The organism is Fodinibius sediminis (genome assembly GCF_900182555.1).
GTDB lineage: Bacteria > Bacteroidota > Rhodothermia > Balneolales > Balneolaceae > Fodinibius > Fodinibius sediminis.
In genome coordinates this window covers 382,326-408,229 of record NZ_FXTH01000001.1, presented here as the reverse complement: position 1 = coordinate 408,229, position 25,904 = coordinate 382,326, and the positions used below count along the sequence as shown (strand labels likewise).

The 25,904-nt window shown below is 37.9% G+C and carries 18 protein-coding genes and 1 tRNA gene; 8 read left to right on the top strand and 11 right to left on the bottom strand.

Going from position 1 to position 25,904, the window contains the following annotated elements:
- Positions 1-3: 3 nt before the first annotated feature.
- Both FN808_RS01785 and FN808_RS01780 read right to left on the bottom strand, forming a co-directional pair.
- Positions 4-360: a hypothetical protein gene (locus FN808_RS01785; RefSeq protein WP_142712816.1), complete on the bottom strand. Its 357-nt coding sequence runs from the start codon at positions 358-360 to the stop codon at positions 4-6.
- 16 nt (positions 361-376) lie between these two features.
- Positions 377-652, bottom strand: a complete 276-nt coding sequence (locus FN808_RS01780; RefSeq protein ID WP_142712815.1) for a DUF2442 domain-containing protein — start codon at positions 650-652, stop codon at positions 377-379.
- A gap of 293 nt (positions 653-945) precedes the next feature.
- On the opposite strand from FN808_RS01780, the gene FN808_RS01775 reads away from it, so the two are divergent.
- The 3 genes from FN808_RS01775 (at position 946) to FN808_RS01765 (ending at position 10,156) form a co-directional block, all read left to right on the top strand.
- Complete coding sequence (locus FN808_RS01775) at positions 946-4,788, top strand: type IIG restriction enzyme/methyltransferase (RefSeq protein ID WP_142712814.1); 3,843 nt, start codon at positions 946-948, stop codon at positions 4,786-4,788.
- A 47-nt stretch (positions 4,789-4,835) separates the two neighbouring features.
- On the top strand, positions 4,836-9,116 hold the full coding sequence (avs2, locus tag FN808_RS01770; RefSeq protein WP_142712813.1) for an AVAST type 2 anti-phage system protein Avs2: 4,281 nt from the start codon (positions 4,836-4,838) through the stop codon (positions 9,114-9,116).
- Positions 9,117-9,505: 389 nt separating this feature from the next.
- A complete protein-coding gene (locus FN808_RS01765; protein ID WP_142712812.1) occupies positions 9,506-10,156 on the top strand; it encodes a DUF559 domain-containing protein in 651 nt (216 codons plus the stop codon).
- 173 nt (positions 10,157-10,329) lie between these two features.
- Here FN808_RS01765 and FN808_RS01760 read toward each other — a convergent pair whose 3' ends face one another.
- A complete protein-coding gene (locus FN808_RS01760; RefSeq protein WP_142712811.1) occupies positions 10,330-11,172 on the bottom strand; it encodes a nucleotidyl transferase AbiEii/AbiGii toxin family protein in 843 nt (280 codons plus the stop codon).
- Positions 11,150-12,145 (bottom strand): type IV toxin-antitoxin system AbiEi family antitoxin, encoded by a 996-nt coding sequence (locus FN808_RS01755; RefSeq protein ID WP_142712810.1) that lies wholly within the window; start codon positions 12,143-12,145, stop codon positions 11,150-11,152. Before FN808_RS01755 ends, FN808_RS01760 begins: the two co-directional genes overlap by 23 nt.
- A gap of 163 nt (positions 12,146-12,308) precedes the next feature.
- Between FN808_RS01755 and FN808_RS01750 the strand changes: the two genes are divergently transcribed.
- Positions 12,309-12,926 carry a type IV toxin-antitoxin system AbiEi family antitoxin domain-containing protein gene (locus FN808_RS01750; RefSeq protein ID WP_142712809.1) on the top strand — a complete coding sequence of 206 codons (618 nt, stop codon included), beginning with the start codon at positions 12,309-12,311 and terminating at the stop codon, positions 12,924-12,926.
- A gap of 139 nt (positions 12,927-13,065) precedes the next feature.
- Here the strand turns inward: FN808_RS01750 and FN808_RS01745 are convergent, their stop codons facing one another.
- From FN808_RS01745 to FN808_RS01720, 6 genes are all read right to left on the bottom strand, one after another.
- Complete coding sequence (locus FN808_RS01745) at positions 13,066-13,353, bottom strand: hypothetical protein (RefSeq protein WP_142712808.1); 288 nt, start codon at positions 13,351-13,353, stop codon at positions 13,066-13,068.
- Positions 13,340-13,609 (bottom strand): AVAST type 1 anti-phage system protein Avs1c, encoded by a 270-nt coding sequence (gene avs1c, locus FN808_RS01740; protein WP_142712807.1) that lies wholly within the window; start codon positions 13,607-13,609, stop codon positions 13,340-13,342. The genes FN808_RS01745 and avs1c overlap by 14 nt, the downstream gene beginning before the upstream one ends.
- Positions 13,599-18,854, bottom strand: coding sequence for a trypsin-like peptidase domain-containing protein (locus FN808_RS01735; RefSeq protein WP_142712806.1), 5,256 nt, complete (start codon positions 18,852-18,854; stop codon positions 13,599-13,601). Before FN808_RS01735 ends, avs1c begins: the two co-directional genes overlap by 11 nt.
- The gene (gene avs1a, locus FN808_RS01730; protein WP_142712805.1) at positions 18,855-20,048 is read right to left on the bottom strand and encodes an AVAST type 1 anti-phage system MBL fold metallo-hydrolase Avs1a; all 1,194 of its coding nucleotides are present in this window, start codon (positions 20,046-20,048) and stop codon (positions 18,855-18,857) included.
- A 79-nt stretch (positions 20,049-20,127) separates the two neighbouring features.
- Positions 20,128-22,164 carry a tetratricopeptide repeat protein gene (locus tag FN808_RS01725; protein ID WP_142712804.1) on the bottom strand — a complete coding sequence of 679 codons (2,037 nt, stop codon included), beginning with the start codon at positions 22,162-22,164 and terminating at the stop codon, positions 20,128-20,130.
- A 566-nt stretch (positions 22,165-22,730) separates the two neighbouring features.
- Positions 22,731-22,804: transfer RNA gene (locus tag FN808_RS01720), tRNA-Asp, on the bottom strand.
- 177 nt (positions 22,805-22,981) lie between these two features.
- Between FN808_RS01720 and apaG the strand changes: the two genes are divergently transcribed.
- On the top strand, positions 22,982-23,374 hold the full coding sequence (gene apaG / locus FN808_RS01715; protein ID WP_142712803.1) for a Co2+/Mg2+ efflux protein ApaG: 393 nt from the start codon (positions 22,982-22,984) through the stop codon (positions 23,372-23,374).
- Positions 23,375-23,455: 81 nt separating this feature from the next.
- On the opposite strand, the gene FN808_RS01710 is transcribed toward apaG, so the two are convergent.
- Positions 23,456-23,971 carry a glutathione peroxidase gene (locus tag FN808_RS01710; RefSeq protein ID WP_246068258.1) on the bottom strand — a complete coding sequence of 172 codons (516 nt, stop codon included), beginning with the start codon at positions 23,969-23,971 and terminating at the stop codon, positions 23,456-23,458.
- A gap of 88 nt (positions 23,972-24,059) precedes the next feature.
- Here FN808_RS01710 and FN808_RS01705 point away from each other — a divergent pair, with 88 nt between their 5' ends.
- Genes FN808_RS01705 through FN808_RS01695 form a run of 3 tightly spaced genes read left to right on the top strand, consistent with a single transcriptional unit; the run spans position 24,060 to position 25,897 of the window.
- Positions 24,060-24,824, top strand: coding sequence for a hypothetical protein (locus FN808_RS01705; RefSeq protein WP_142712801.1), 765 nt, complete (start codon positions 24,060-24,062; stop codon positions 24,822-24,824).
- 9 nt (positions 24,825-24,833) lie between these two features.
- Positions 24,834-25,139, top strand: a complete 306-nt coding sequence (locus FN808_RS01700; RefSeq protein ID WP_142712800.1) for a hypothetical protein — start codon at positions 24,834-24,836, stop codon at positions 25,137-25,139.
- On the top strand, positions 25,139-25,897 hold the full coding sequence (locus FN808_RS01695; protein ID WP_142712799.1) for an MBL fold metallo-hydrolase: 759 nt from the start codon (positions 25,139-25,141) through the stop codon (positions 25,895-25,897). The genes FN808_RS01700 and FN808_RS01695 overlap by 1 nt, the downstream gene beginning before the upstream one ends.
- Positions 25,898-25,904 lie beyond the last annotated feature (7 nt).

The window sequence follows — 25,904 nt, the reverse complement described above, 5'->3', positions numbered from 1 at the left end:
TCTTCAATTTTTTTTCCATACTTCTTCACTGGGGGTTGTTCGCCCTGCTTTTAAATCGGCAATACCTCTATCAATCCCCGCTTTTTCAGCTTCTGATAGGTCATCCCAGCTCCAAGGTTTGCTGCTTTCTCTCATCGACCAAACAAGTTCCCAAAACCGTTTAATGGTGATGTGGATTTCAGTCTTGGGAACTTTAGTGTCTGGCCTGATTTTCTGTTGGGCTGACTTTGACAATTCTTTCCACAATCCTTCGGGGTCCTGGGCATTGAATATTATTGAACGTAATGCCTTCAGCTGTTCTTGATTCTCCAGTTCGCTAATCCAGCGATTCAACTCCTGTTTATCTATATAGCTGTCCATAAGATTTTTTTTAAAGTTACTCCTGAAAAGACAGCGGATTACTATTATGATATAACATTCCATAGTGCAAGTCTTGCCCGTGTGGCCAGCAAAGTGAGCCTTTTACAATGCGTACCCGTTGGAAATATTCGGGTTCTTCCAGCCGGGCAAACACGCCATAGCGGTAGGTCTTCATATCGAAAATACGTTCCTGCCCACCAGTAAAGGTTAGCTTGAGCTTCCAGTCCTCGAGTGCTTTTACGGCTGTAATCTTTGGGGGCAATGGTTTTCCAGATACGATTTCGTCTTCCATAGCGACTATGCTAAAGGTTCAATTTTAGGACTCGGCTTCCCTTCACAATCTAATTTCCGGTTTAACATATTCCTAATTATTTCATTCATCCAGACCAGAATGAAATTGCTCAAGGCTTTTTGCATGATTTATTCTCACTCTTTAGTAAGCTAACTAAAAAGATCGTCGCTTAGAAACAAAATTTGAGAATCAAAACTTAGTAAATGATCAAAATAAGGATTGTTTTTTGCTCTTTCCCTTAGCAGTGCTTAGAATAAGGTCAAAATAGAACAGTTGGTTAGATATTAAGATTGATGCAAATAGAGGTAATTTCCCCACGACGGGTCGTTGACAATGCTTTTCTTCAGGAATCCATTACAGAAACAGAATTTGAAACCTTTCGCTGGCGTTTGTTGAAACTGATAAACCAGGCTGATGAAGCCGTCGATGAAGGCGAATCCGAAGAGCATCTAAAGAACCTGATCAAACCCTTCTTCAGCAACACCAATTTTGAAGAAGACCATTATATCAACACCAAAGAGCGGCAGGATCTGGCCATCCATAATGGCAAAACCCGCAAGTCGAATGTAGGGGTGATCATCGAAGCCAAGCGCCCGTCCAACAGCTCGGAGATGATTACCGGGGATGAACTGAACCGTAAGGCTTTTCACGAATCCATCCTCTACTATCTACGGGAACGCATCGATAACGGCAACGAAGATATCAAACATATCATCATTACCGATGTGTACAATTGGTATATCTTCGATGCCCAGGATTTCGAACGCCATTTTTACGAGTCCAGGAAACTAACCGGCTGGTATAAAGAATGGAAGCAGGGACAAAAAGTAAGTTCCCGCACCCAGTTTGTCTATGACCACCTCTCGGAATTTGTGGAAGAGCTGGATGCAAACATTACAACAGCCGAATTAGATCTGAGCAAGTACCGAAAGCTGCTGGAAAAGGACGAGCTGAGCCGTGACGAACAAAAGAAACTGGTGCCGATCTTTAAGCTATTTACGCCTACGCACCTGCTCAAACAACCCTTTGCCAGTGACAGCAATGAGCTCAACAAGGCCTTTTACCGTGAGCTTCTTTATATCATGGGGCTGAAAGAATACAAGGATAAAGGCACTCACTATATAACCCGGCTGGATGAAGATAACCGCCAACATGCTTCACTGATTGAAAACACCATCACACAGCTTAAAAGTCTGAACGTAATTTCGCGGCTGTCCAACCGGTCAGAGTTTGGTGACGATGAAGAAGAGCAGCTATTTAATGTAGCAATCCAGCTGCTGATCACCTGGATTAACCGTATTCTGTTTTTGAAGTTGCTGGAATCACAGCTCTTTAAATACCATCGGGAAGACGACCGCTTTCGATTTTTAAGCCACCGCGACATTGAAGAATATGATGGACTGAATAAACTCTTTTTCCAGGTCTTGGCTGTTCAGGCAGAGGATCGCTCCGAGCGTATTAACAAGCACTTCGGGCATATCCCCTACCTGAATAGCTCTCTGTTTGATGTGGCTGATATCGAGCAGGATACGATTCGCATTTCTGAGCTGGAGGACGGTCTACAAATGCCGGTGCACAACCGCAGTAAAATTCGCAACCGGGACGGGGAGCGCCTCAAAGGTGAAAAGCTATCTGCTCTCGAATACCTGCTGCGTTTTCTGGATGCCTATAACTTTAACACGGAAGGTACGGCCGAGGTCCAGAAAGAAGCCAAAACCCTTATTAACGCTTCGGTACTGGGACGCATCTTTGAAAAGATCAACGGCTATAAAGATGGATCCTTCTTTACCCCCGGCTATATCACCGAATACATGTGTCGGGAGACTATTCGTCGGGCGGTGGTGCAAAAGTTTAATGAAACCTACGAGAACTGGGACTGCGAGGACATTGATGATGTAGCTGCCAAGATCTCCCGGCACGAAATCCCATACGATAAGGCCAACGAAGTTGTTAACAGCATCACCATTTGTGATCCGGCAGTGGGGTCCGGACACTTTTTGGTTTCTGCCCTGAATGAGTTGATAGCCATAAAAAGTGATCTTCGGATCTTTGTGGATGAGGATAACCACCACATTCGGGATGTTGAAATCAGCGTGGACAATGATGAGCTCAGCATTTCGGTGGGACAAGATCCTTTTTTCGAATACCGGGTGCATTCGGAGTGGAAAGAAAATGGAACCATTGAACGTACGGTCGGGTCCGACACCCAGCGACTGCAGAAAGCCCTGTTTCGCGAAAAGAATATCCTCATTGAAAACTGCCTGTTCGGGGTAGATATCAATCCCAACTCGGTCAACATCTGCAGGCTGCGGCTGTGGATTGAGTTGCTTAAGCATGCCTACTACAAGGAAAGTACAGACTTCCAACAGCTCGAAGTGCTGCCCAACATTGATATTAACATCAAACAAGGAAATTCACTAGTAAACCGCTTCGATCTGGATGCCGACCTTTCCCAGATTTTGTCTAACAACGATAACCTAACAATTGAGGAATACAAACGGGCGGTACGCAGTTATAAAGAAACCGGCAACCGCGAGGACAAGCGGGCGCTGAAAGAGCAGATTAGTTCCATTAAGGAAAGCTTTTCGGTGGGACTCAAAGAGCTGGACCCGGTTCGTCAGAAGCTAAAGAAACAGCGCGAAATTCTCATTAAGGAAGAAGCCAAGCTGGACCTGTTTGAAGGGGAAAAGAAAAGCAAGAAAGAGCAAAAGAAAATCAAGAAGACCAAAAAGAAAATTGGCAAGCTGGAAGAGGAGCTGGAAGAACTTGAAAATGCCACCTTCTACGACCAAGCCTTTGAATGGCGATTTGAGTTTCCCGAAGTGCTGGACGAGGACGGAAACTTCAACGGTTTTGATGCTGTGATTGGGAATCCGCCGTATATACGACAAGAATTATTAAAAAAGATTAAACCATATTTAAAAGAGTACTATGAAGTATATAGTGGATACGCAGACTTATACCAGTATTTCACTCAACGAGGTATGGGAATAATGAAAGAGAAAGGTTTCTTTCATTATATCGTTTCAAATAAATGGATGCGAGCCAATTATGGCAAACCTCTTCGAGAATGGATCCAAAATTATCAGATTAATTCCATCGTTGATTTTGGAGACTTACCTGTCTTCGATGCTGCCACAGCTTATCCATGCTTACTACATCTAAAGAAGGAACCGGCTAATTACTCTTTTAAAGCTATTGAAGTTAATTCATTAGACTTCAATAGCTTAGAAGCCTTAACCAATGAGGATTATTTTGAAGTGGATCAAACAAAACTTAATGATGAAAGTTGGGCTTTAGTCAACAAAGAAATTCAAGAACTTGTAGAACGAATAAATAACAGGTGTCAAAGTTTAGGAAAATATCTTAATGGGGAATTTTATTACGGTGTTAAAACTGGTTTGAATAAGGTCTTTGTGATAAATAAAGAGAAAAAAGAAAAACTCTTGCAGAAGGATTCGAAAAGTGATGAGTTAATTAAACCATTTTTGAGAGGTAAAGATATTAAGAGATATCAATCTCCTGAGGCTAAAAGATATCTAATATTTACCAGAAGAGGGGTAGAAATCGATGAATACCCAGCGATTAAAGACTATTTAGAAAATTTTAAAAAAGAATTGAAACCTCGTCCCAAAAATGTTTCTTCAAGTAATTGGGATGGGAGAAAACCTGGTTCTTACAAATGGTACGAAATTCAGGATGCTGTTGACTATTACGAAGAGTTTGAACGAAACAAAATTATGTATGCCGAAATTGCAAGAAGAGGTCACTTCACGATTGATAAGAATTATAACTATTTAGACACAACTGGATTTATAATGGGTACAGATTCTAAGGCTTTACTTGGAATCCTAAATTCTAAATTGTGGACATTTTTATTTTCAACTATCAGTTCTGAAATCAGAGGAGGGTTTTATAGATGGAAAAGACAGTATTTAGAAGTAATGCCAATACCTGATTCTTTTGAAGATAACAGTGTGTTAGAATCCCTCGTCAATCAAATTCTCACCGCCAAAGAAGAAGATCCCGAAGCCGACACCAAAGAGTTGGACGAGGAAATAAACACGCTTGTGTATGAGCTTTATGGTTTAACAGAGGAGGAGGTTAGGATAGTCGAGGAGCAAATGAATAATTGAAGCAAGAGTTTAGCAATAAATACTAGTTAAAAATAAGATTAATAGCGATGGGCATCAATTGGGATAACATAAGACCATTAAATGGTAATAAATTTGATGGCTTTGAAGAACTAGTATGTCAACTTGCACGGAGGGAAGAGTTAAATGATCAGAAAAGCTTTAGGAGGGTTGGCAACCCGGATGCTGGCAAAGAGTGTTTCTGGAAATTTGAAGATGGAGAAATTTATTGTTGGCAGGCAAAATACTTTACAAAATCTCTTTCTTCATCTGAATGGAAACAAGTCGATGGTTCAGTAAAAAAATGCATTGATAATCATCCTGATTTGACAAAGTATTATGTGGCTATTCCCTATGATATGCCAGATGGCAAATCTTCAGAACAAAAATCAATGCTAGATAAGTGGGATGAAAAGGTTGAGGAGTGGAAGGCATATGCAAGAGAAAATGGGTTGGGAGAGGTAGAATTTGAGTATTGGGGTAATCATGAATTAATTACAAGGATTTCATTACCTGAAAACCAAGGATTAAAATATTTTTGGTTTAATGAGGATGAATTTAGAAACCAGTGGTTTGAACAAAAAAATAAACAAAGTTTTGACTCATTAGGAAGTCGCTATACACCTGAGTTAAATGTTAAGTTGCCAATAAGCAAAGTTTTCGATGGGCTTTCTCGAAACAGTCAGTTTGAGGAAGAAGTAATTAAGCAATATCGAGAATTTTGCAATAAATATGGAAGCCTATCTTTTGATAGTTCAAATGGGAACCTAGATTCTTTGAAAGAAGCTCTTAAACAAGGGATTAACGAATTTCAGATTTTATTTGAGTCTATTAATCTGAGTGGTAATGAAAAAATTCCATATGATTCACTAAAAACCCAACTGGATAAAATCTCAGATACCTGTGGTGAAATTTCGAATACCTTTTTTGAGCTCCGAGCAGATGAAGAAGAAGGTAAAGACATTGAAGAAATAGGTTATTATGGAAGACCTTTTGGCAGACAGATAAACAAACTTGACGAGTTTTCAATTGCACTTAATGAATTTAAAGAATTCTTAGATAGTACAATTTGTGAATTATCAAATAGGCCAAACCTAATAGTTACAGGTAAAGCTGGAGTTGGGAAATCGCATTTGTTAGCAGATGTGGTTAGGAGGAGAAAAGAAAAAGGGTTACTAAGCCTTTTCATACTGGGAGAAAATTTTTCTACGAGGCAGATGCCTTGGACTCAAATTTTAAACAATCAGCTCCGAAGGAACCATCTAGATGAGTTTACATTTCTTGATGCTTTAAATGCAAAAGCAGAAAGTATTGGTTCAAGAATAATATTATTTATCGATGCATTAAATGAAGGGCAAGGTAGATTCATTTGGCCAAGTCGGCTGAAATCTTTTATAGAAATATTTGATGATTTCGATTGGTTAGGAGTCGTAGTAAGTATTAGGAACTCATACGAAAACCTTATAGCCCCCCAAGATGAAATAGATAGTAATGTTGCTTCCAGAGAAGAACATACAGGCTTTTTGGGGATCGAATATGAAGCATCTAAGCAATTCTTTGAAGAGTATGAAATTCTTCAACCTAGTGTTCCTTTACTACATCCGGAATTCCAAAATCCGCTATTCCTAAAACTATTTTGCCAATCCTTGAATAAACGTGGTCTTAAGGAAATACCACCGGGATATGAAGGGATAACTACAATAATCAATTATTACATTGAGAGTATTGACCACAAACTTTCGAAACCAGACCAATTGCATTATGATTTTAAGACACGATTAGTTAAAAAAGCAATTGAAAAAGTAATTATAGAGTTAGTAGATAGGGGGAAAAATTATATCCAGTATAATGAAGCTAATGAAATAATTAACTCAGTCTTCCAGGGAAATTGTGCAAATCAAGAACCATACTTAAAAAGATTAATTTCAGAAGGTGTTTTTAACGTAGATCTTGCGTGGGATGAGGAGCAAGACCATCAGGAAGTAGTTTATTTTGCATATGAGAGGTTCCAAGACCATTTAACTGTTTCTTTACTTCTGGATGAAAATCTCGATTTAAAAAACCTTGAAGAATCAGTTCAAGAAGGTAAGTTACAAGAGTTGTTAAAGGATGAGCAGACAGCACGGCATAATCAAAATCTAATTGATGCTTTATCAATTCAAGTACCTGAAAGAACAAATAAAGAGTTATATCAAATTTTTCCTCACTGTAAACATTTTTATTCGGTAGCAGAGGGTTTTGTTAATTCTATTTTATGGAGAAAGACAGACTCTTTTAATGAAGGAACTGAACCTTACTTAAAAGACGTAATTTTAAAAAATGAACGTCTTTTTTATCGTTTCATCAATGAGATGATTGCAACTGCAATGAAGCCTAATTTTCCTTTTAATGCTGATAGGTTGCATCGCGCCTTAGAACAATATGAATTAGCCCAGCGAGATTCATTGTGGACTACATGGCTTCAAAATAAATATGATCGATATAATCGTACGAATTCTGTAAATAGATTGATTGAATGGGCATGGAATAATAATGACAAAGGTCATATCGATGACGAATCAATAAGATTAGGAGCAATTTGTTTAGGATGGTTTTTAACAAGCTCTAATAGATATTTAAGAGATGCAGCATCTTCTGCACTTGTTAACTTGCTGCAGAATAGAACCTATTTAATCGAACCTATTCTTTCGACATTTGAAAATGTTGATGATCCGTATGTTACTGAGAGATTATATGCTGTAGCGTATGGAAGTATTTTAAGGTCGGATGACACTTCACATCTAGTACAAATTTGTGAATTTATATACAGTACTATATTTGATACAGAATTTATATTTCCGAATATATTATTAAGGGATTATGCAAGAGAAATAGTTGAGTATGCACTTCAACTTGGCTTAGAACCAAATATTAGTATTGATAAAGTACGCCCACCTTATAAAAGTGAGTCGTTGCCCGATGAGTTTCCATCTATTGAAGAGATAGATGAAAAATACCAACCAAAGGGGGAGAGTGGTCACTATGGAAATGAAAATTGGGGGTCTGGAGCAATTCTAAGATCAATGGCTACAGAATATGGTAGAGGCACAGCAAGCTATGGTGATTTCGGTCGCTATGTTTTTCAGGCTGCTTTTAAAAATTGGAATATAGATTATGATGGTTTGAGTAACTACGCTGTACAACAAATTTTTGAACTCGGGTATAAGCCTGATCTCTTCAATAATTTTGATCAAAGACAAGGTACTGGGAGAGGATCTGGTCATAACGAACGCATTGGCAAGAAATATCAATGGATTATTTTTTATGAACTCCTAGCACGTGTCTCTGACCATTTTGAACTTTCTGCTGAAAATAGTTCTGGTTTTTATAGAGGAAGTTCGCCTGAGTTAACAGAATATCAGGGACCTTGGTATCCTTATGTGAGAGATTTTGATCCTACATTGATAATTAAAAAAACACAAAAAGAACATTATGATGAGTATTCCTCTAATTGGTGGTTTGATGTAAATTACTCTAATTGGATAGACTCTAATAAAGAGTGGGTTGAAAAGGATGATGACGTACCTGATCCCAAACGTATCATTGAATCTACCGATTTAAAAGAGCAGGATTGGGTTTGGCTTAATTTAAAACCAATTTGGTTAGAACCTAAAACTCTAAGAGATTGCGGAGCAAGACAAATTAGTAAAAAGCAATTGTGGTACCATATTAATTCATATCTAATCCATAAGGATAAGCAAGAGGAGTTGTTAACACGGTTCAATGATTGGAAATTTAGAGGTGTTTTACCTCAAGTCAGGGATCTATTCCAAGTTTTTAGCAGAGAATATTATTGGTCTGCGGCGTATAAATACTTTAATTCTTCCTTTCATCGTGGAGAAAATTGGAGTAGGGTTAGAAACTATCAAGCTGATGAAGTTTATGGTGAAGTAGCTCCAACTGCAGAGTACTTCTTATGGGAAGAAGAGTATGATTGTTCAAAAACAGAGGGTGCAATAGCTTTTTATAAACCTACTTATATTATAAAAAATGGTTTGAATCTAGTTAATGGTACAAAAGAAGGTCAATTTAACAATAGTAAAGGCGAACTTATTTGCTTTGATCCTTCTATTTATAATGATAGCATATCAGGCTTATTAGTTAAAAAATTACCACTAATCAACTTCTTGGAAGAGAATGATTTAACTATTTTCTGGCAGGTTTTTGGAGAAAAGATTGGGTCAAGGGGAGTCTCAGACCAGTATGATGGGAGGTTGAATGTATATGGAATATATGGATTAGAGAATGAGGAGATATTTGGAGGCATACAGACAAAATTAGAAAACTGGTAAATTATTGGTAGATGATAAAAACAAAAACTAAGTATTTTATCGTCAATTCTTGCATCCTTGAAAAAAATTAGAGACCTCATTTGAATGTCTAGCAACAGTCCGTGTGCAGTTCATCACGCTGTGTTGGTAATGGAACAAAGGAAAGCATTTATAAGCCTGATTGAGGAGCTGCTGAAGCCATTAAACAACTGGCTGTACAAGGCATAGTAGCAGTATTGGATAAGCAGGTGTTATATGTCCACGAGAATTTTGAATATGTCAATGAAAGTATTAACCAGCTGGGTTTAGTTCCCAGTGGGTTTTAGGAAAGTAATTATGATCTGTTATCCATAATCTTTTGTATAAGATAGGTTCTTTGAATTAAAATTTTGAATACACACGTTTATTAAATGGCTAACCGTATCAGAGTTGAAAAAATAATTTTACCAGAAAGAAGAGGCAATTCAAGAGAACAGTACCTCTACACGATAAAAGTCGGGAAACAAGAAATTGAAGCCATTTTTGACGAAACTGAAGCTGAAAAAGCGTATGAAGAAATTAAGAGTTCATTAGGAATGGACTTTGCTCATAGTTTGTCAGAAGCTGAAATTGATGAAATAGTTTCTTTTCAAGATAACCATCCAGAATTATGTTTTTCTTGTCAATTTCGGATGAAAGAATGTGAACGCTGTGTGATGGTTTGTGAAAGTCCGCTAGAAAGGAAGTTATTTTTAGCTTTGTTAAAGGCTGATTTTGACCCCAAATTGCAAGTTTGGATTGCTAAAAGAAATGGGGAGATGTATCCGAGAACATCAAACTTCTCACCATACAATTGTTTAACACGGCCAGATTTTTATTTAGAGAGTGAAAATGGAAAATATTGTATCTATGCCGATGGGTTTACCTATCACAATAAATCAGAAGAGAAAGTAAGTAAAGATCGGCATATTGATAGTGAACTTCAGAGATTTGGATATCGAGTGATACGATTCCCAGGCAAAGATATTCGAGAAGATATCCAGGGAGTAGTCCGGAAAATAGAACAAGCAGTTAGAAGCTAGTGTAAAAATTATATACTTATATATTTCCAAAGACCAGCCGGTTGTATCTAATGGTTGAAAACATCGGACAATTCCAACCATATCCTGAACCAAAAATGAGGCGGATCGCAAACTACCAGAAACATAGATGAAAAAACTACTGTCAGATTTCATCGTGACTACTTCATTTCATATTACAATTGGCCTATCCCTTCTGCTATCTTTTTTAAAAGTAAGGTTGCTTGGTCAATCGTAAAGTTTTCACTCTGAGCCATCAATGTTGGAATCTTTTTATGATGCCTTTCAGATAAAGAGAGAATGTTAAGTATTCGATCTTGTAGAAGCTTGTTAGAAGATAAGACCGATTGCATTTCCCTGCCAATGACGATAGCAGCAATATCAATTAATTCATAATCTTCATTGCCGAATAGATCATTATGATGGTTATATATTTCATTACTTTCAATATGAAAGTAATGGTCTAAGATAAGAGCAATGTCCTTGATATCCTGTGTTCGTCTCTCCGGTCGATCATCAAAAGCAATTAGTTTCAATAAAATGATGGAAGCAAGGGAGGCAATTTTGAACGTAATACCCTCATCGGTTAATACAGGCGCTATTCCTTGCTGATAAATTTCTTTAAATCCGTTCACATGGACTTTCGTTAGCCCATCTCCCTCTATTTCAACAGCCTCATCAATTTCGACTGAGCCAAAGGGAAGCAGGTCAACGGGATAACCGTAAGGAGTCAGTAAGGCAAAAGCATTCGTTGATACCTCTTTAAAATTGTGCTCTTTAATAAGTGTCGATTTGATATTTTCGTAGGCATCAGACTCTGAAACAAATACCGCCAAATCGACATCTTTGGTAGCCCTGGATTGGACTTTCTCCTTCGATAGCCACATGTCTTTTGCTAAGGCGCCAATGAGATAAAAGTCCACATCAAACTTTTGGAAAACAGTTTCCAGTATTTGAATGACATCCTTTAGCCCTTCTTGATTGAAACTGGATAACTTAATCTTGTAAGAATTCGGCATAAATCTTTTCAGCTATTTTAAAATTGCGTTCATCTCCGGTTAAGATTAAGTCTGCGTAGATAGCCAAGGGTGGGGCCGTTTCTTGGTTGTCTTCAATATTCCAGAATGGTTCGTAAACGTGAACAAGCCCATTAGGATCAGGCTTTAGTCTGAATTTCTTCATAATGTTGCCCTTAGTCTGCGTTGTGTAAAGCGTTAAGAGCTGTGGCCGGAGCATTCCCGTAACCAGTTCGGCAGCAGCCTCACCACCCCATACGGTTTGATCATCAAGGGTCATATTTTTCCAGTCAGCAGCTTGTTTTTCATCAATAAATGCAAAATTACCTTTGTGAAGCTTAGGCTTTAGCTCTGTTTCATAAGCGGCAATCCATTCATCAATCAACTCTTCTTTACGAACTAACTGATAGTTCTTTTCGTCCTTCTTTACCAGGTATTTTCTTTTCTTTAGTCCATTGATGACATATCCAATGGTTCCCAAAGCTACACCCGCAGCTTCAGCAATTTCCCTATAGGTTTTTTGAATCCAGGTTTCATCCTGAAGAAACAAGAAGACTGCTTTCAGTCCGGTTTTCGTAAATGCCCGATCCTTCTCCTCTTTTATATGAAATGTCTCGTTGTGATCCACAAAGAGAAAATGATCTTTGTTCTTTATGTACATGTTACCAGCCCCATCAATCCAATTAATGTCCCTTTCCTTAAGTTTTTCTTTGATATTTGGGAAAATTTGTCCGCCAATCAGCAGAAATGGGGTATTGGTTTTGGCCAACTCATAAATTCTGGGAAGCTGATGGGCCCGGACCTCTTTCTTTATTTCTGCAAAAAACGCTAATGTCTCATCTGGAAGATGGAGCTTCACCTTTGCATCAACTTGATGTCCATCTTGGATATACGTTCCCTGTTCATCCACTTCTAGCTTGAATGGAGTGAGATTTTCAAGATGTTCTTGTATTATGGGAAGTATATTAGTTTTCATTTGTTCATTTTTTATTCTTGTTCACGTTCCGTGAACAGATTAAATTAGTGAACAAGAGGCATTATTCCAATAGCCAGACTATAGATTAGCGTATTAGTTTAAAAGTAGGGTATATGGACAAAAACATATGCATATTTAAATAAATGTATGTTATTTTGTACATATGTATGTTTCTGATCAGAAAATAGAAGAAGCTATAAAGCTCTTCAGGGAGCATGGGCCTCTGCTACGTACTTCGGAAGCGCTTGAGTCAGGCATACACAGCCGTACGCTTTACTACATGCTGGTGGAAGGCCATATAACCAAGCTTGAGCGAGGACTCTATAAGCTGGCCGATGAAGGGACGCTTTCCAATCCTAGTCTCACCATTGTAGTCAAGAAGGTACCCAAAGCAAGGATATGTCTCATTTCAGCACTGGATATTCATGAGCTGACAACAGCTATCCCACACCACGTTTATATTGCTCTTCCTAGGACCAGCCGGGATCCGAAGCTCAATTATCCACCGCTTCAAATTTATCGTTTCTCAGGACCAAGCCTAACCGAAGGCATAGAAACCCATGAAGTGGATGGGGTAGAGGTACAAGTGTACAATCCAGCTAAGACCATAGCAGATTGTTTCAAGTTCCGGAATCAAATTGGCCTTGATATCGCCATAGAAGCGCTGAAGGATGGCATAAGACAGAAGAAAGCTTCATTTATGGAGATCGAGAAGTTTGCCAGGATATGCAGGGTTCAAAATGTCATTCGACCGTATGCGGAGACATTAGCACATAGCTGAATTCTAATACAAATCTATGGGTGTTGTTCATTTTTTATCATTGTTCACGTTCCGTGAACAAGTAAAATTAGTGAACAGTGCGTCCAAATGTACTACAGTTTATGTAATAACTTTGAACTATCAGTAAAGTTAAATACTCTTAACTATCCTCATCTCCGATTCGCTTAGGTTTTGGCATAAACTTCAGGTTATTTAATGTATTCCCCTGCAACCTTAATCTTTCATCAATGGAGCTTAAAAGAACCCTACCATTAGGTAGAAATTTAAGTTTTTGAATATGTGGTAAGGTGAAATGAGTAAATGAGTCAACAGGTGTTTCATTTCCACTTTTAATCTGATTTAATGCATTTTCAAAAACTAGTGCGATGTTATGCTCCATTTCACTTCTTGTTTTAGGTGGAACAATTTCGAAGTTATTTTTCATCATCAGAATCTCTCTTGATTTTAAACTCTGGCAAATTGTCCATATCAGCAATGCTATTTGCCGCTAACCTCGCCGATTCATTAACAGATAAAAAGTCAACTCGTCTATTTGGCAGGTATCTTACTCTTCCAATTCCATCAGTACTTACTCCTCTCATAAATCTCATCCTTCCATTTCTTATATGTTCTGCCAAAAGATGAAAGTTTCTTTCGAACTCTTTTCGTGTTTTGGCGATACTTCTCATAGGTTTAAGTTCCATCTGTAAAGGGAAGTTTTAAAATTTCGGTTACCTCTTCGTAGTCACTTTGACTAACTCTTTCTATTATAGAATCATTAATAGCATATCTCAATAAATAGTCATATGAACCAAAATGGACATCTTGGTCATGAAAACTTCTATTGATATAACTTCGAACCTTTAATTGATCGCTAGGTTCGATTGGATCTGAGTACTTTTTTATTTTCTTAAGTAAGGTATCATAAAATGAGTCATTAAGAATTTGTATTTCATTCAATCTTTCTAAGGTATGCTCAGCAGGCCATAAATTAGGCTCATCAAGTTCTATCCTACCTTCTAAAATGACGTTTGAAGGAATTGTCTCTAATAACTCATTATAAAATTGTTTTGCTTCATCTGATTCTGAATTAATAGGTACAACAACTTCTTTAAAATAGTATTTGATTGTAAAATGAGTTAAATTAACTATCTTTTCCTGTATATCTGACCTACCTTGAAGATAGTGCCAAATAATATCAGGATTTTCATTTGCAATTCTACTTAAAACAAAAGCGGATAATTCTGTAGAAAATTCTGGTTTGTTTGATAAAGCAGTACCAAACAATAATGGAATTGTTTGTTCAGGTCTATAAGTTCCTAAAAGCTTAAGTGAATCTATGACTCTCTTTTTTACTGAAGAATGCGGATGATTTAAAAGCCAGATCAAAAATTCAACTAACTGAAAATTTATATTATCTCTGGCGGCGGTTTCTTTTTCCATCCAGTCATACTTTTTTATCACCTCATCATCGCATTGAATCATAATATCAAAATGATCCTTTATCGCATTAAGTATCTCCTCTGTTTCTTCATGGGATGTATTGTGACTAAGAATTTCAATTAACTGGTCTACAACTATCCAGTCATTTGTAAAGTGATTAGATATTGGTTCTTTTAAAGATTGAGTTATTTCTTCGGCATTGCCTGTCTGAGGTAATAAATCAAAGGCCTTCCCCAATATATTAGCAAGATTTCCACCTTTCCAAATATCTGATTTATGTGAATGGAGCTGCTTTAGCCCTTTACTTAATATTGCTCGGGCCTTAGTAAAATTTTCTGCACTTATTTCTATACTTGCTTCATTTATACAATCTTCTAAATAATTCAGATCAATATGAAAATCTTTACCCATCCCGGGCAAACGAAAATCATCATACTTTTCTCTCTCTTCTTCAGATAACTCTTCACGATTAAAGCTTTTTACTGTTTCCTTGGAAAAATTAAAATCTATTCCCTCCTTTATTAAGTTGCCTTGTAATATTTTGCGGTCATCTTCACTCAAATAAGTTTTCAGTTCTTTTAAATAGTTAGCTTGATTGTCAACCATATCTTCATCAGTAATGATGTTAACAAGTCTCTGATGAAGCATTTCCTTTTCGTCATTGCTTAATGAGCTATGAACCAAACACTGGCTTTGAATCTTAGTAAATGACCGTAAATATCGAAAGGTTTCATCATTGATGATGACCGCTTCAACTATCGACCAAACTATTATTGGATCCGCTTCAATATTTTTTAACAGCTGAATTATGCCGTTTGCTTCAACTATGGACCTAGCTCCTAAAACGTACCCTTGTCCTTCATCAAGAGCATCAACTGTCGAAGATTCAGCATTTTCAATTATGGTTACGGGATCAGGTAATACCTGATATTTGAAGTATTGGATCGCCAATGGCACATGACCCGCTTTAACCAAACTATTTATTAGGCTCTCTTTTTCATATCTAACATATCTCTGAAAGGTTAATTCACCTGAGGCATAATCTAAATATCCAGCAAATTGTTTAAAATGTGTTTTACTACTATTATTTGCTAAATCAAGGGATAGAATAGAGTTAATTAGGGTGAATTGATCTTCTTTATACCAAGTTGGCCCCATTGAAGAATCCAGCATCTTACAATAGATTTCTTCGGCCTTATCATCATTACCTATCCTTGAATATAATTCTGCAAGTCGAAGTAATTCGGGAACTCTTTCCCACCTATTCTGTACAGCATTCAGAATATGGGTTTCAAGAATTTTTAGAATTTTAGTAGTAACTAAATACTTATGTGTATATCGGCTGGTCTCTTCAGTAATTGAATACAAGCATTGTCTATAACCTTCCGTATAAAGACCCAATTGTCCTCCTTTTCCTCTTTCAATTACATTTTGGACAAAAGAAGTTGTCTTATCAGGAAAAAATTTGAGGATGAACTCTGTTAAATGACCATAAATAATTGGCAGAATTCCCTCAGGTATTGCATAACTTCTATCCCAGTGTGCTCTTTCAGATAAGCTAAAATCTAACTTTTCAATTAAATTATCTATTGACTCTTCTAGTGAATTGAGTTGACTTATCTGGCCTTCTGCGTTATACCTGTGGGCTTTTCCAAAAAGCTGACCTAAAAACTGAATTATCGAGATTAAATTTGCTTCCCAGTTATATGAAGAGAAATTTTCTATTTTAGGTAATGAATCCTGAATATTTAGATAACCTTCATATTTGCATTCTTCTATAGTAAAATTAATTTCTTGTAAATTTACATCTACTCCATTTTCAGCTCGTATTGAAAGATTGTTATTTAGCTCAATTCTAGAAATAAGCTCTGTTACAATATCAACTCTATCACTATCCTCTATTAATGTGCCTATTACTATTGGCAAATCACTCTCTGCTACTCCATAATATTCGGTTAAATGCTCAACATCTTTTATAAGCTCCCAATAAGTTGAACTATCTTCAGAGGAGTTAACATTTCTTTTAAACTGGTCATAAAATGCAGGCATCATCGCAAAATGACGCGTCCATTTTTCATCGATATCTACATTAGAAAGTTTTTGGACTGCCAACAAGCCTGGGTATCTATTAAAACGCCAAGTCATATATCCCATATTCCATGCACTAGCATATTCTCTAAGATGGGTTATACTTTCAACGTTTCTTTCATCTGCATCCTTTAATCTTTTTAATAATTGCATTCTGTTTTGGAACTCACCTGCAGACTGTTCAGGGTCACGATTGAACAAAAGTGTTGTAGCCTTTAAATGAAGTAGTATTGTTGAGAATTTAAAGCCGTTCTCTTTCGCCTCTTTCTCGATGAGAAACTGATACTTTTTTCTAATAGCTGATTGAAGTTTTTTAGCTTGTTCAAATGCTTCAGACTCATAAAATTTTTGTAAAAAATAAATAGCATCATCATCGCTAACTAATAACAGTTCCCCTCTTAGAATATATTTTAATGCATCGGATGGTTGAGAGAGACCTAAAAGTAAATCCGCAATATGGAATGCGTTTTCAGCAAGTACATTATTATACCTAAATCTGGTCCTTTGAAGTAATAGTTTTATCCTAATGAGTTCCGTTACTAAGCCAGATTCGATACTATAAATTTCGGTATCCTTTATATCTTTCAGCACTAAGTCTGGTTCTACGTTTATGAACGCACACTTATCAGCCCATTCTTGATTACAATCAATGACTGCTTTTTGAGGATTTTTACTATTAAGACGATGAAATACTTTGTTAGAAATAGCATATTCGAGATCCTCATTATCTTCACAAAAGTTGCTAATGTTCTCGTTAGCAGAAGAAACAGATTCACTTGCTTTGGCTTCTAGAAAAAGAGTAAATGAATTATGATAAATGCTGATTTGTAAATTATCCCTTAGTAAATGCTGGATAGATTCTTTTTTTATAGAAAATGCCTGCTTTGCTTCCTCCGGCAACATTTTAATCAATAGTTCGGCTTTAACAGGATGCCTTAATTGTGAAACGGTAAGAATTATCCAAAATTTATCGGAATCATTTGTTAAATCGTTATCCCATATTTTTTCATAATAGTTAGATATATCTCCATTCAGTTTTGGAAGCCCATCTAGCCAGCCTTCAATATTGGATGGTTTTTCCTTCTTTAATATCTCCAGTATATATCTCAGATAAAGGGGATGTCCCTCAGATTTTTCAGCAATCGCATGTATATTTTCTATCGGGAGTTCAATATTTTGATTTTCGAGGTGTTTTCTTAGATAATTAATCCTTGATTCTATTGGAATAGGAGTTACATGGATCTTATTTTTATCGAGTAATCTTGACTTAATAAAATTAGGCAGTAGTTCTTCCCGCGTTGCCGAAAAAAGGATAGATATATTTGATGGTAGTGTTTCGGGAAAAACTCCTAAATAGTCTTCTAAGTCTACATTTTTGGCGTTAGCAACTTCATCCAAGCCATCTATCAGGATAAAACCAATTTTGTTTCTGTCAATGTAGTACTGGTTAAGCTCATCTAAGAGTCTCGAAAAAGCTTCTATTCGCTCATTAAAATTTTTGGTTTGTTTAGGATAAGCTTTACCTGTTAGTTTTTTGCTTATCAAATCTTCAAGCCATCCAATAAAACTTTCCTTCGAAATTACTTGTGACTTTGGTTTCTGATCATTCGGTTTACCAATAAAATACTTGCCTACAATTTCTGAATCCTTTTCATGTAATGGGAGGCTTGCGGAAACTATTGTTTTACCTGATCCAGGTGACCCATGTAACAAATAGTATTGTCCACCTGTATTAAGCTTCTCTTGAAGAAGGGTAATCACATTTTCATTGGAAGCGATATCTTCTAGTTCTTCGATTAGCTCATCTGGCAATTCGTTAATGTTTTTTTCACGCTCGAACTTGATTCCTTGAGAGGCTAAAAAAGATTCTATTTTAGATATGCTAATAGCACCAAAACCATCTACAATACTCCAAGTTAAAATTCCTACTACTTTATCTTCAATAACAAGAGGTGCACCTGAAAGACCATTATAATCTGTGTCCAAATCGTAATTACTACATTGCAGTTCTACATCATAAGGCTTTGATTGATTTTGTTGTTTAACCGCTCCTTTAAACCAACCTCCATCCGTTGCGTTGTAAGGATAACCATACCCCTTCCATATACTTTCATATCTTATTTCACTTATTTTAAGTGGTAAAAATTTTTTAAATGATTGATCCAGCTTAATTACCGCAACATCTGCCTCACTATCATATTCAATTAAATCTCCCTCTAATTGAATACCCTCACCATTTCCTTCATCTAACACTTCAACCTTGATGACCTCCTCATCCTCTATATGATTTAAAATTACATGAGAGGCTGTAATAAGTGTATCATCAGAAATTAGAAAGCCAGTGCCATACTCATTTCCACAGATTATTCTGAGAGTGGCCTTTTCAACTTGAGTTGGATTTACAATAGATTTTTTCATTTAAAGAGAAATAATTAATGATGATCCTTGTTCTGGTACTGTAATGGTATAATTATACTGAGACTTCCATTTCGAATTATCTAAAAATTTTGATCCTTCATTTTCGTAATTAAAATGTATACATCGTTCAAAATCAGAACTCCGACTTATTATCCATGCCAAAGTACTTAAATCAGGATGCCCATGTTTCGTACCATCTGTAGAGATTAGAAAGTTTCTTGAATCAATCAGTTGAAACAATTTTGGACTATTATTAGAAAAACTTCCATGATGAGAAACTTTTATCAGATCAAAATAAATGGGAAACTCCTTATCTTGATATCTTTTTTCAATTTCCTTTGATATTAGTGTTGGATGTGCATCACTAAGAAAAAGCACTCTTTTTTGCTCAGTTTCAATTACGAATGCAATAGAACTCCCATTGGTAACTGACTTATCCTCATAAAACTTTTTCTCTAGTAAATCATCTATTGAAAGAATCTTTTTAGATATTTTCTTTTCATCTCTTGGTAAATATTTTTCCTTCTCCTTTAAAAGGAGAAATTCAAATGCATCGTCAAAAAGGGGGTCATTGGTTATTTTATCTCTAAAGCCCAGTTTATAAAGTTCCTTTTCCCAAAATTTTTTTAATGCATTAAGCTTTCCTTTATTGGGAGAGATTATTTCAAAATTTACCGCATCAGAGATTTGTTTATCTTTTGCTCCTCTGGATATGACCCCATCTTTAAAATCAGTATTCCATTTATATTCTCCTTCCAAAATTAAAGCAGCTAAAGAAGAACCTTGTTTGGCGCTAATCATCTTGTTATCTGAGTTCACATCGATTGATTGCTTCAACGAATCAAGGAGTTGAATAGATCTTTTAGTTAACTCGATAGTCTTTTCATGCGAATATAAATTTCTATAGCTATTGTGCCATATTTGATCAACTCCTATTATTTCATTTTCATTATTTTCTTCTAAAAACTTTATAGATCCTGATATATGATCTGTATCAATATGAGTTATTATTACCCTACTTAATCTTTTTCCCTCTCCATCAAGTTTTATCAAACGTGGCTTAATATAATTGTGGTAAGTTGTAACATAGCCAGCGTCGATGAGAAAATAATTATCCTTAATATTTATAAGGAAACTATCTCCATTTTTAGAGGGGAAAGCTTCAACTACAACTTCATGTTCTTTTTGAACCATGCTTTCTTGAATGAGTAAGAGTTAAGTTACAGATCTACTTTCTCATGTAAATAGACACTTATAGTTATGTTATTTGTCTTTATTTGCTTGATGACCAACGAATAACATTGTGAGCCCCTTTTACAATTGGTTCAATACTAAGATCAAACCACTCATCTATATGATTTAATTCTTTAAGTATCTGATCTTTAGAATTATCGTCGTAATTATTCTGTCCCAATAGCCAACCCATCTGTCTCGAAAATTCAATAAGTAATATTTCTGGTAGAACTATAACTAATTGAGTCATTTTATCTGACTGTCTTTCTACTGGATCAGTTTTGTGCTTTTTGATAAGTAGTTCACTGCAAAATTCATTAAGATCGATAAATTCCTTTAGGTGTTTTTCAAGTATCGGAATGAGTTTGCTTTCTGAAAGGTCTGGAACTATCTGATCAACCAACTTGGCAAATTGTATAGCAAATTTAAATTCAATTTTTTGTAAAGTTTTTATTTTGAGATCAAAATTTTTAAAAAACTCTTTCCCGATATTATTACTCTCACGATATACCATATATGAATCCACATTATTAAACAGAATTCTCAAGTTTTCATATTCTAAATTAGAAACATATTCATCGGAAAAGTTGAACCCCACAAATTCAAGTGATTCTTGTAGTAATGGCACTGCCTCCTCTGTGTTTTTTTCTTCGAAATAAATTTTTAGCAATTCTTTTCTAAGTCCAAAATCCTTTGGAAATCTCGAAATCAATTCTTTTAAAAGTTGTATTGCCTGCTTTTTTATTTGCTCATCTTTATCCCAAGAATTAATCAATATTGATAGTCTTAGACTTTTCAATGACTTATCACCCGGATAAATTTGTTGCCCTGATCCAACAAGGCTTAAGGCAGTCTGTGTCTCACCTAGATCTTCATGAAATTTAGCTAACCAATAATAGATAACACTGTTATCAAAATATCCATTTTCGGAAATGCGTAAAGCTTGATTCAATAACTTAATCGCTTGATGATATTCACCGAAAATATTACCTAAAGTAGCAGCTTTGCTGATTAAGGCTTCAATTAAATCCGGATTTAGCTCTAAGGCCTTGTCGAGACATTCCATCTCTTTTTCATGTTCCTTAAGGTAGTAATAGCATTCGCTTAAATTTTTCAAAATCCTGGGATCTTTGGGATTACTTTCCAGTGCTTTCTTATAATATTCCAATGCCTCAGAATAGTCTTCTAAACCAGCAAGCATATTTCCAAAGTTGTAATAATCATCCCATCCCCATGTATCGCGACTTATATTAAGCATAATAGCTTTTGCATCTTCAACCATTTCCTTGTTTTGCTCTCTACGACCTTTATCACACAAAATAGCCGCTTTCATTTTTAACAATTGAGAATCTGAAGGCTTTTTTTTAAGCGCTTTGACAATAAATCTAAGTGCTTGTTGATAATTGTGAATCTGATAGTAACACCATGATACCAGAGAGTTTATTTCCGGATTATCTAATGAATTATCCCTCACAAATCCTATGACCACTTCATATTTTCCTTGTAAGTATAGAAGTATCAGCTCACGATATGTTACAGTGCTCTGAAGGGATTCAATTAAAGATTTTTCAAGAGGACGGCAATCAACTTCAATATCTTTCAAAAGTTGATTATCAGAAATCAACTTTTTGTGGATATCCTCAAAGGCACTTGCATCAAGTGTATTCTGAAAAGTATAGCTAAAGGTTTTTTGGTTAGTACTTTCCAGGTCTATTTGTTTTCCGTTCGCTGATAATGCAATTTGACGTGTCCACTCCCAATAAAAAGCATCTTCATCAACTGAATACACAATAAACAGGGAGTGTATAGTATTAAGAAGATAATTAATAGTATTTATCGGTACGGGGAATCGAATGTTTTCGCTCTTAGTTTTCTTCTTTTGACTTTTTACTTGAACATGAGCACGTATATTTGTGACATTACCATCATTAACTACTTCTAAAATTCGGTCTACCCCATAATCTCCTCCATCTTCACTCCTAAGTATAAAAAGGTCATTTGGTAATATTTCCCTGAGTTTTCCTAGGCTTTTAGCTTCCTGCTTATGCGATGAATGATGTTGAGGCAGATTCCCCATGATATAATTTGGCTGTATTACATTTTCAAAAAGAACTTCGATATAAGATGCGATGATTCAAAATCAAATGAACTAGCTATTTAAGACACCTAACATTTTGCAGGATATACCAAGTAATAATGTGCAATAATGTGATGGGATTGAAATGTCCCAATGGGGGAGGACTAAACATCTGGAGGACTTTTTTCTAATCCTTTAAGTAGCACTACAAGATCTTATGTAACGCAAATCGGTGAGAATCGATAGAGAAATTAAAAGTAAAATGCCTTTAAAAAACTTAAGACTATTAGCTATTCAAAAGAGTTAGTAGGAAGTATGCCTAAGAGGATTTAAATCTCCAATCTCCTAATCTAATCCGTAATGATTTACTTTTATTTATTTCCGCACGGAGGATAGAGATTCCTGCAGTAGCTTTTAGCAACAAAGTTTGAGCACCGGTTAAGTATAGAGCGAATTTATGCCTAGTACCATTCTAGTACCAGAAAAAAACTAAACTTTATTAGAAGGGTATTTCTCCAAAACAAAAAAGCCCCTAACTCGTTGTGAGTCAGAGGCTTGGTTGAGAGCGATCCGGACGAGATTCGAACTCGCGACCTCCTGCGTGACAGGCAGGCGTTCTAACCAGCTGAACTACCGGACCGTGTTGGGCTTGTGGCTGTCGGTTCACGATAGAACGTGAAGTTGTTCCCAAGCCGAATGAGAGCTCCAAATATAACGACCTTTCCCGGCTTATGTCAAGCGATAATTGCAATTTATTAAAACTTTTGATTCACGGTGAGAATTTAGTTACCATGCTTAAAAATAAAAGCCCCGTTATATGTATCAGCCAACATTTGTTGAAGTATCGCACGATGTGAGCGTGGAAGTTCAGCCGGTTTACCTGGAGGAAGAATCCAGTCCCGCCGCGGGCAAGCATGTGTTCGCCTATTTTATTACGATCAAAAACCTGGGCGACCACCCGGTCCAGCTGCTGAAGCGCCACTGGGAGATCAGGGATGCCTCCGGGAAACGCCACGAGGTGGACGGGGAAGGGGTGATTGGTCAAAAGCCGGTGATAGAACCGGGCAAGGAGCACGCCTATAACAGTTTTTGCGTATTAAAAGCATACCGCGGCAGCATGAAAGGATTTTATACAATGCAGGCGAGCGAGGGCAAAACATTGCGGGTGCGGATCCCGGAGTTCCTGCTGGTCTCGCACCGGTTAAACTGAGGCAAAAAAAGAGGAGGACCGTAAGTATCAGTTACGGCCCTCCGTCGGGATGGTGATGGGATGTATTAGGGATACAGTATATTAACTCTCCAAAGCCGAATCTATTGCCTTTAAAATTTCATTACTTTGTGGCTTGACGTCACTGCGGAAACGCCGTGACAGCTTGCCTTCTTTATCAATGAGGAATTTTTCAAAATTCCATTTGATTTCTCCCCTGAAATCGGGGTTTTCGGCCGATGTGAGATAGCTGAAGAGGGGATGCTGATCATCACCCTTGACAGATATTTTGGAAAACATCGGGAATGTTACTTCGTAGTTCACTTTACAAAACCGTTTAATCTCCTCATCCGTTCCCGGTTCCTGTCCCCCGAAATTGTTCGCGGGAAAACCGAGAACGACCAGCCCTTCATCGCTGTATTTTTCATACAGGGCCTGCAGGCCTTCATACTGGGGGGTGAAGCCACATTCGGAGGCTGTATTGACAATCAAAAGCACTTTTCCTTCGTATTGGCTGAGCGCAGTCTCTTCCCCGTCAATAGAGGAAAGGCTGAAGTCGTGTACCGAATCGGCCGGCGCTTCTGCAGTAGATAAGCTCATCAGAGAAAATATTATCAGTAATCCGAGTGTTTTCATAGGTTGTAATCCATTATTTTAGTGCTTAATGATAACGTTAAAATGTGAATTTATGATTAATCATTCCTCGAAGCAGAATTATTTACACCGATTATCGGCTGTGACAGGGCTCATCATCCTTTTCTTGTGGACATCGCCCGCCACGCTGAGAGCACAGATGTTTTCTGTTGAGGAAGAACGCCCACAATTCCGTCAACCGGGTACGGAACTGTATGTCGGCTTCGAGCCCACCTCGGTTAGTTATCAGGGCAATCTGCAGGCGGAGGGAGCCGGGCAGTTCAATTATGATGATCCCCTGATACGCCTGGGCTACAGCAGCCGTTCACTGAACCTCTATATGGGAGTGGGGGGCAAGCTTACCGGGAGTGACAGAGTGGCCTATTTTGATATAGGAGGAAATCTCAATTTCGGGCTGCAGCTTTACCGGAGCCGGAAGGTACTGCTGAAGATTCCCGTCCGCATATCTTCACGGCTTACCAACATCACGACAGATGAGACGGCATTTAATCTCGATCGCTTTCGGTTTGGAAGCCTTACCGCCGGTGCGGGACTGCAGGTCAATGCACGGCCTGCAACAGACTTCCGCATCCAGGCCGGCGCGGTGCCAAGCTATGGGTTCACCTTTGCCTCCGGTGGACTTTTTGGTGGATCCCTGGGGAGCATAGCCCTCGAGAGTAAAATATTCTTCGACCGTCTGTGGAATTCCATTGGGCTCAGCGCGGGATACAAGTATGATCTGCGCGACTATCGGGTGGAGGAACAGAAATACGATTACCGGATACAGGGCCATAGTATCCAGTTGGGCGTTACATTTTAATCTCTTAATATGAAGACCGAACAACTACTCATAGAACTGGAACAGCTGGTAGAGCAGGCAGGCTATACTATTCGCAAGGAGAAGGGTACTTTCCGCGGTGATTCCTGCGTGATGGAGGGCGAAAAGCTGGTTGTGCTAAATAAAAAGAAGCCCGAGCAACAGCAGGTAGGGCTGCTGGCCCGGGTACTGCAGGACAAACCCCTTCGGGATATTTATATCAAACCTGCCGTACGCAAGCACCTGGAAGAATTGTGGGACCGGTTTGAGCGGTTTAAAGACAGTGAAATAGAAGAGTTAGACATAGATCTGGATTGATGCAGGTAACATTTTTAGGCACAGGCACCTCGATGGGCGTTCCGGTGGCCGGTGGGTTTGGGAAAGAGCACCTCAGCGACGATCCCCGTAACATCCGCTGGCGCTGCTCGGCGTGGGTACAGACCGAAGAAACGTCTGTGGTCATCGATACGGGTCCGGAATTTCGTCTTCAGACGCTGCGCGCAGGGTTGAGCCATATTGACCTGGTCCTGATTACGCATGAGCATATGGATCATATTTCGGGTCTGGATGATCTGCGCCCCTTTTGTTTTAAGCAGAACCGGTGCATGCCCGTCTATTCCACCCCCGGGGGACTTGAATCGATACGGAGGCGGTTTGACTATATGTTTGGTCCCGACCGGTACCCGGGAGCCACCTCCATCGAACTGATTGAGATGCACGAGCCGCTTTCCTTCCGGGATATCAGGGTGACCCCCCTGCCCGCGGCCCACGGAAAGGTTGAGGTTCTGGGCTTTCGAATCAACGATTTCTCCTACTTCAGTGATGTGAAGGAGATCCCGGATGCGACGAAGCAGCAAATCCGGGGATCAAAAGTGCTGGTACTCGACGGCTTGCGATGGGAGCCCGACCACCCCACCCATATGACCATTCCCCAGGCCGTGGAGGTGGCCCGTGAACTCGAGGTCCCGCAAACCTACCTGGTGCATATGAATGGCTATGTCGATCATGCAGAAAGCAACAAACGGCTGCCCGAAGGCATCCGCCTGGCCTATGATCAGCTCACGATAGAGGTCTAATACCGAC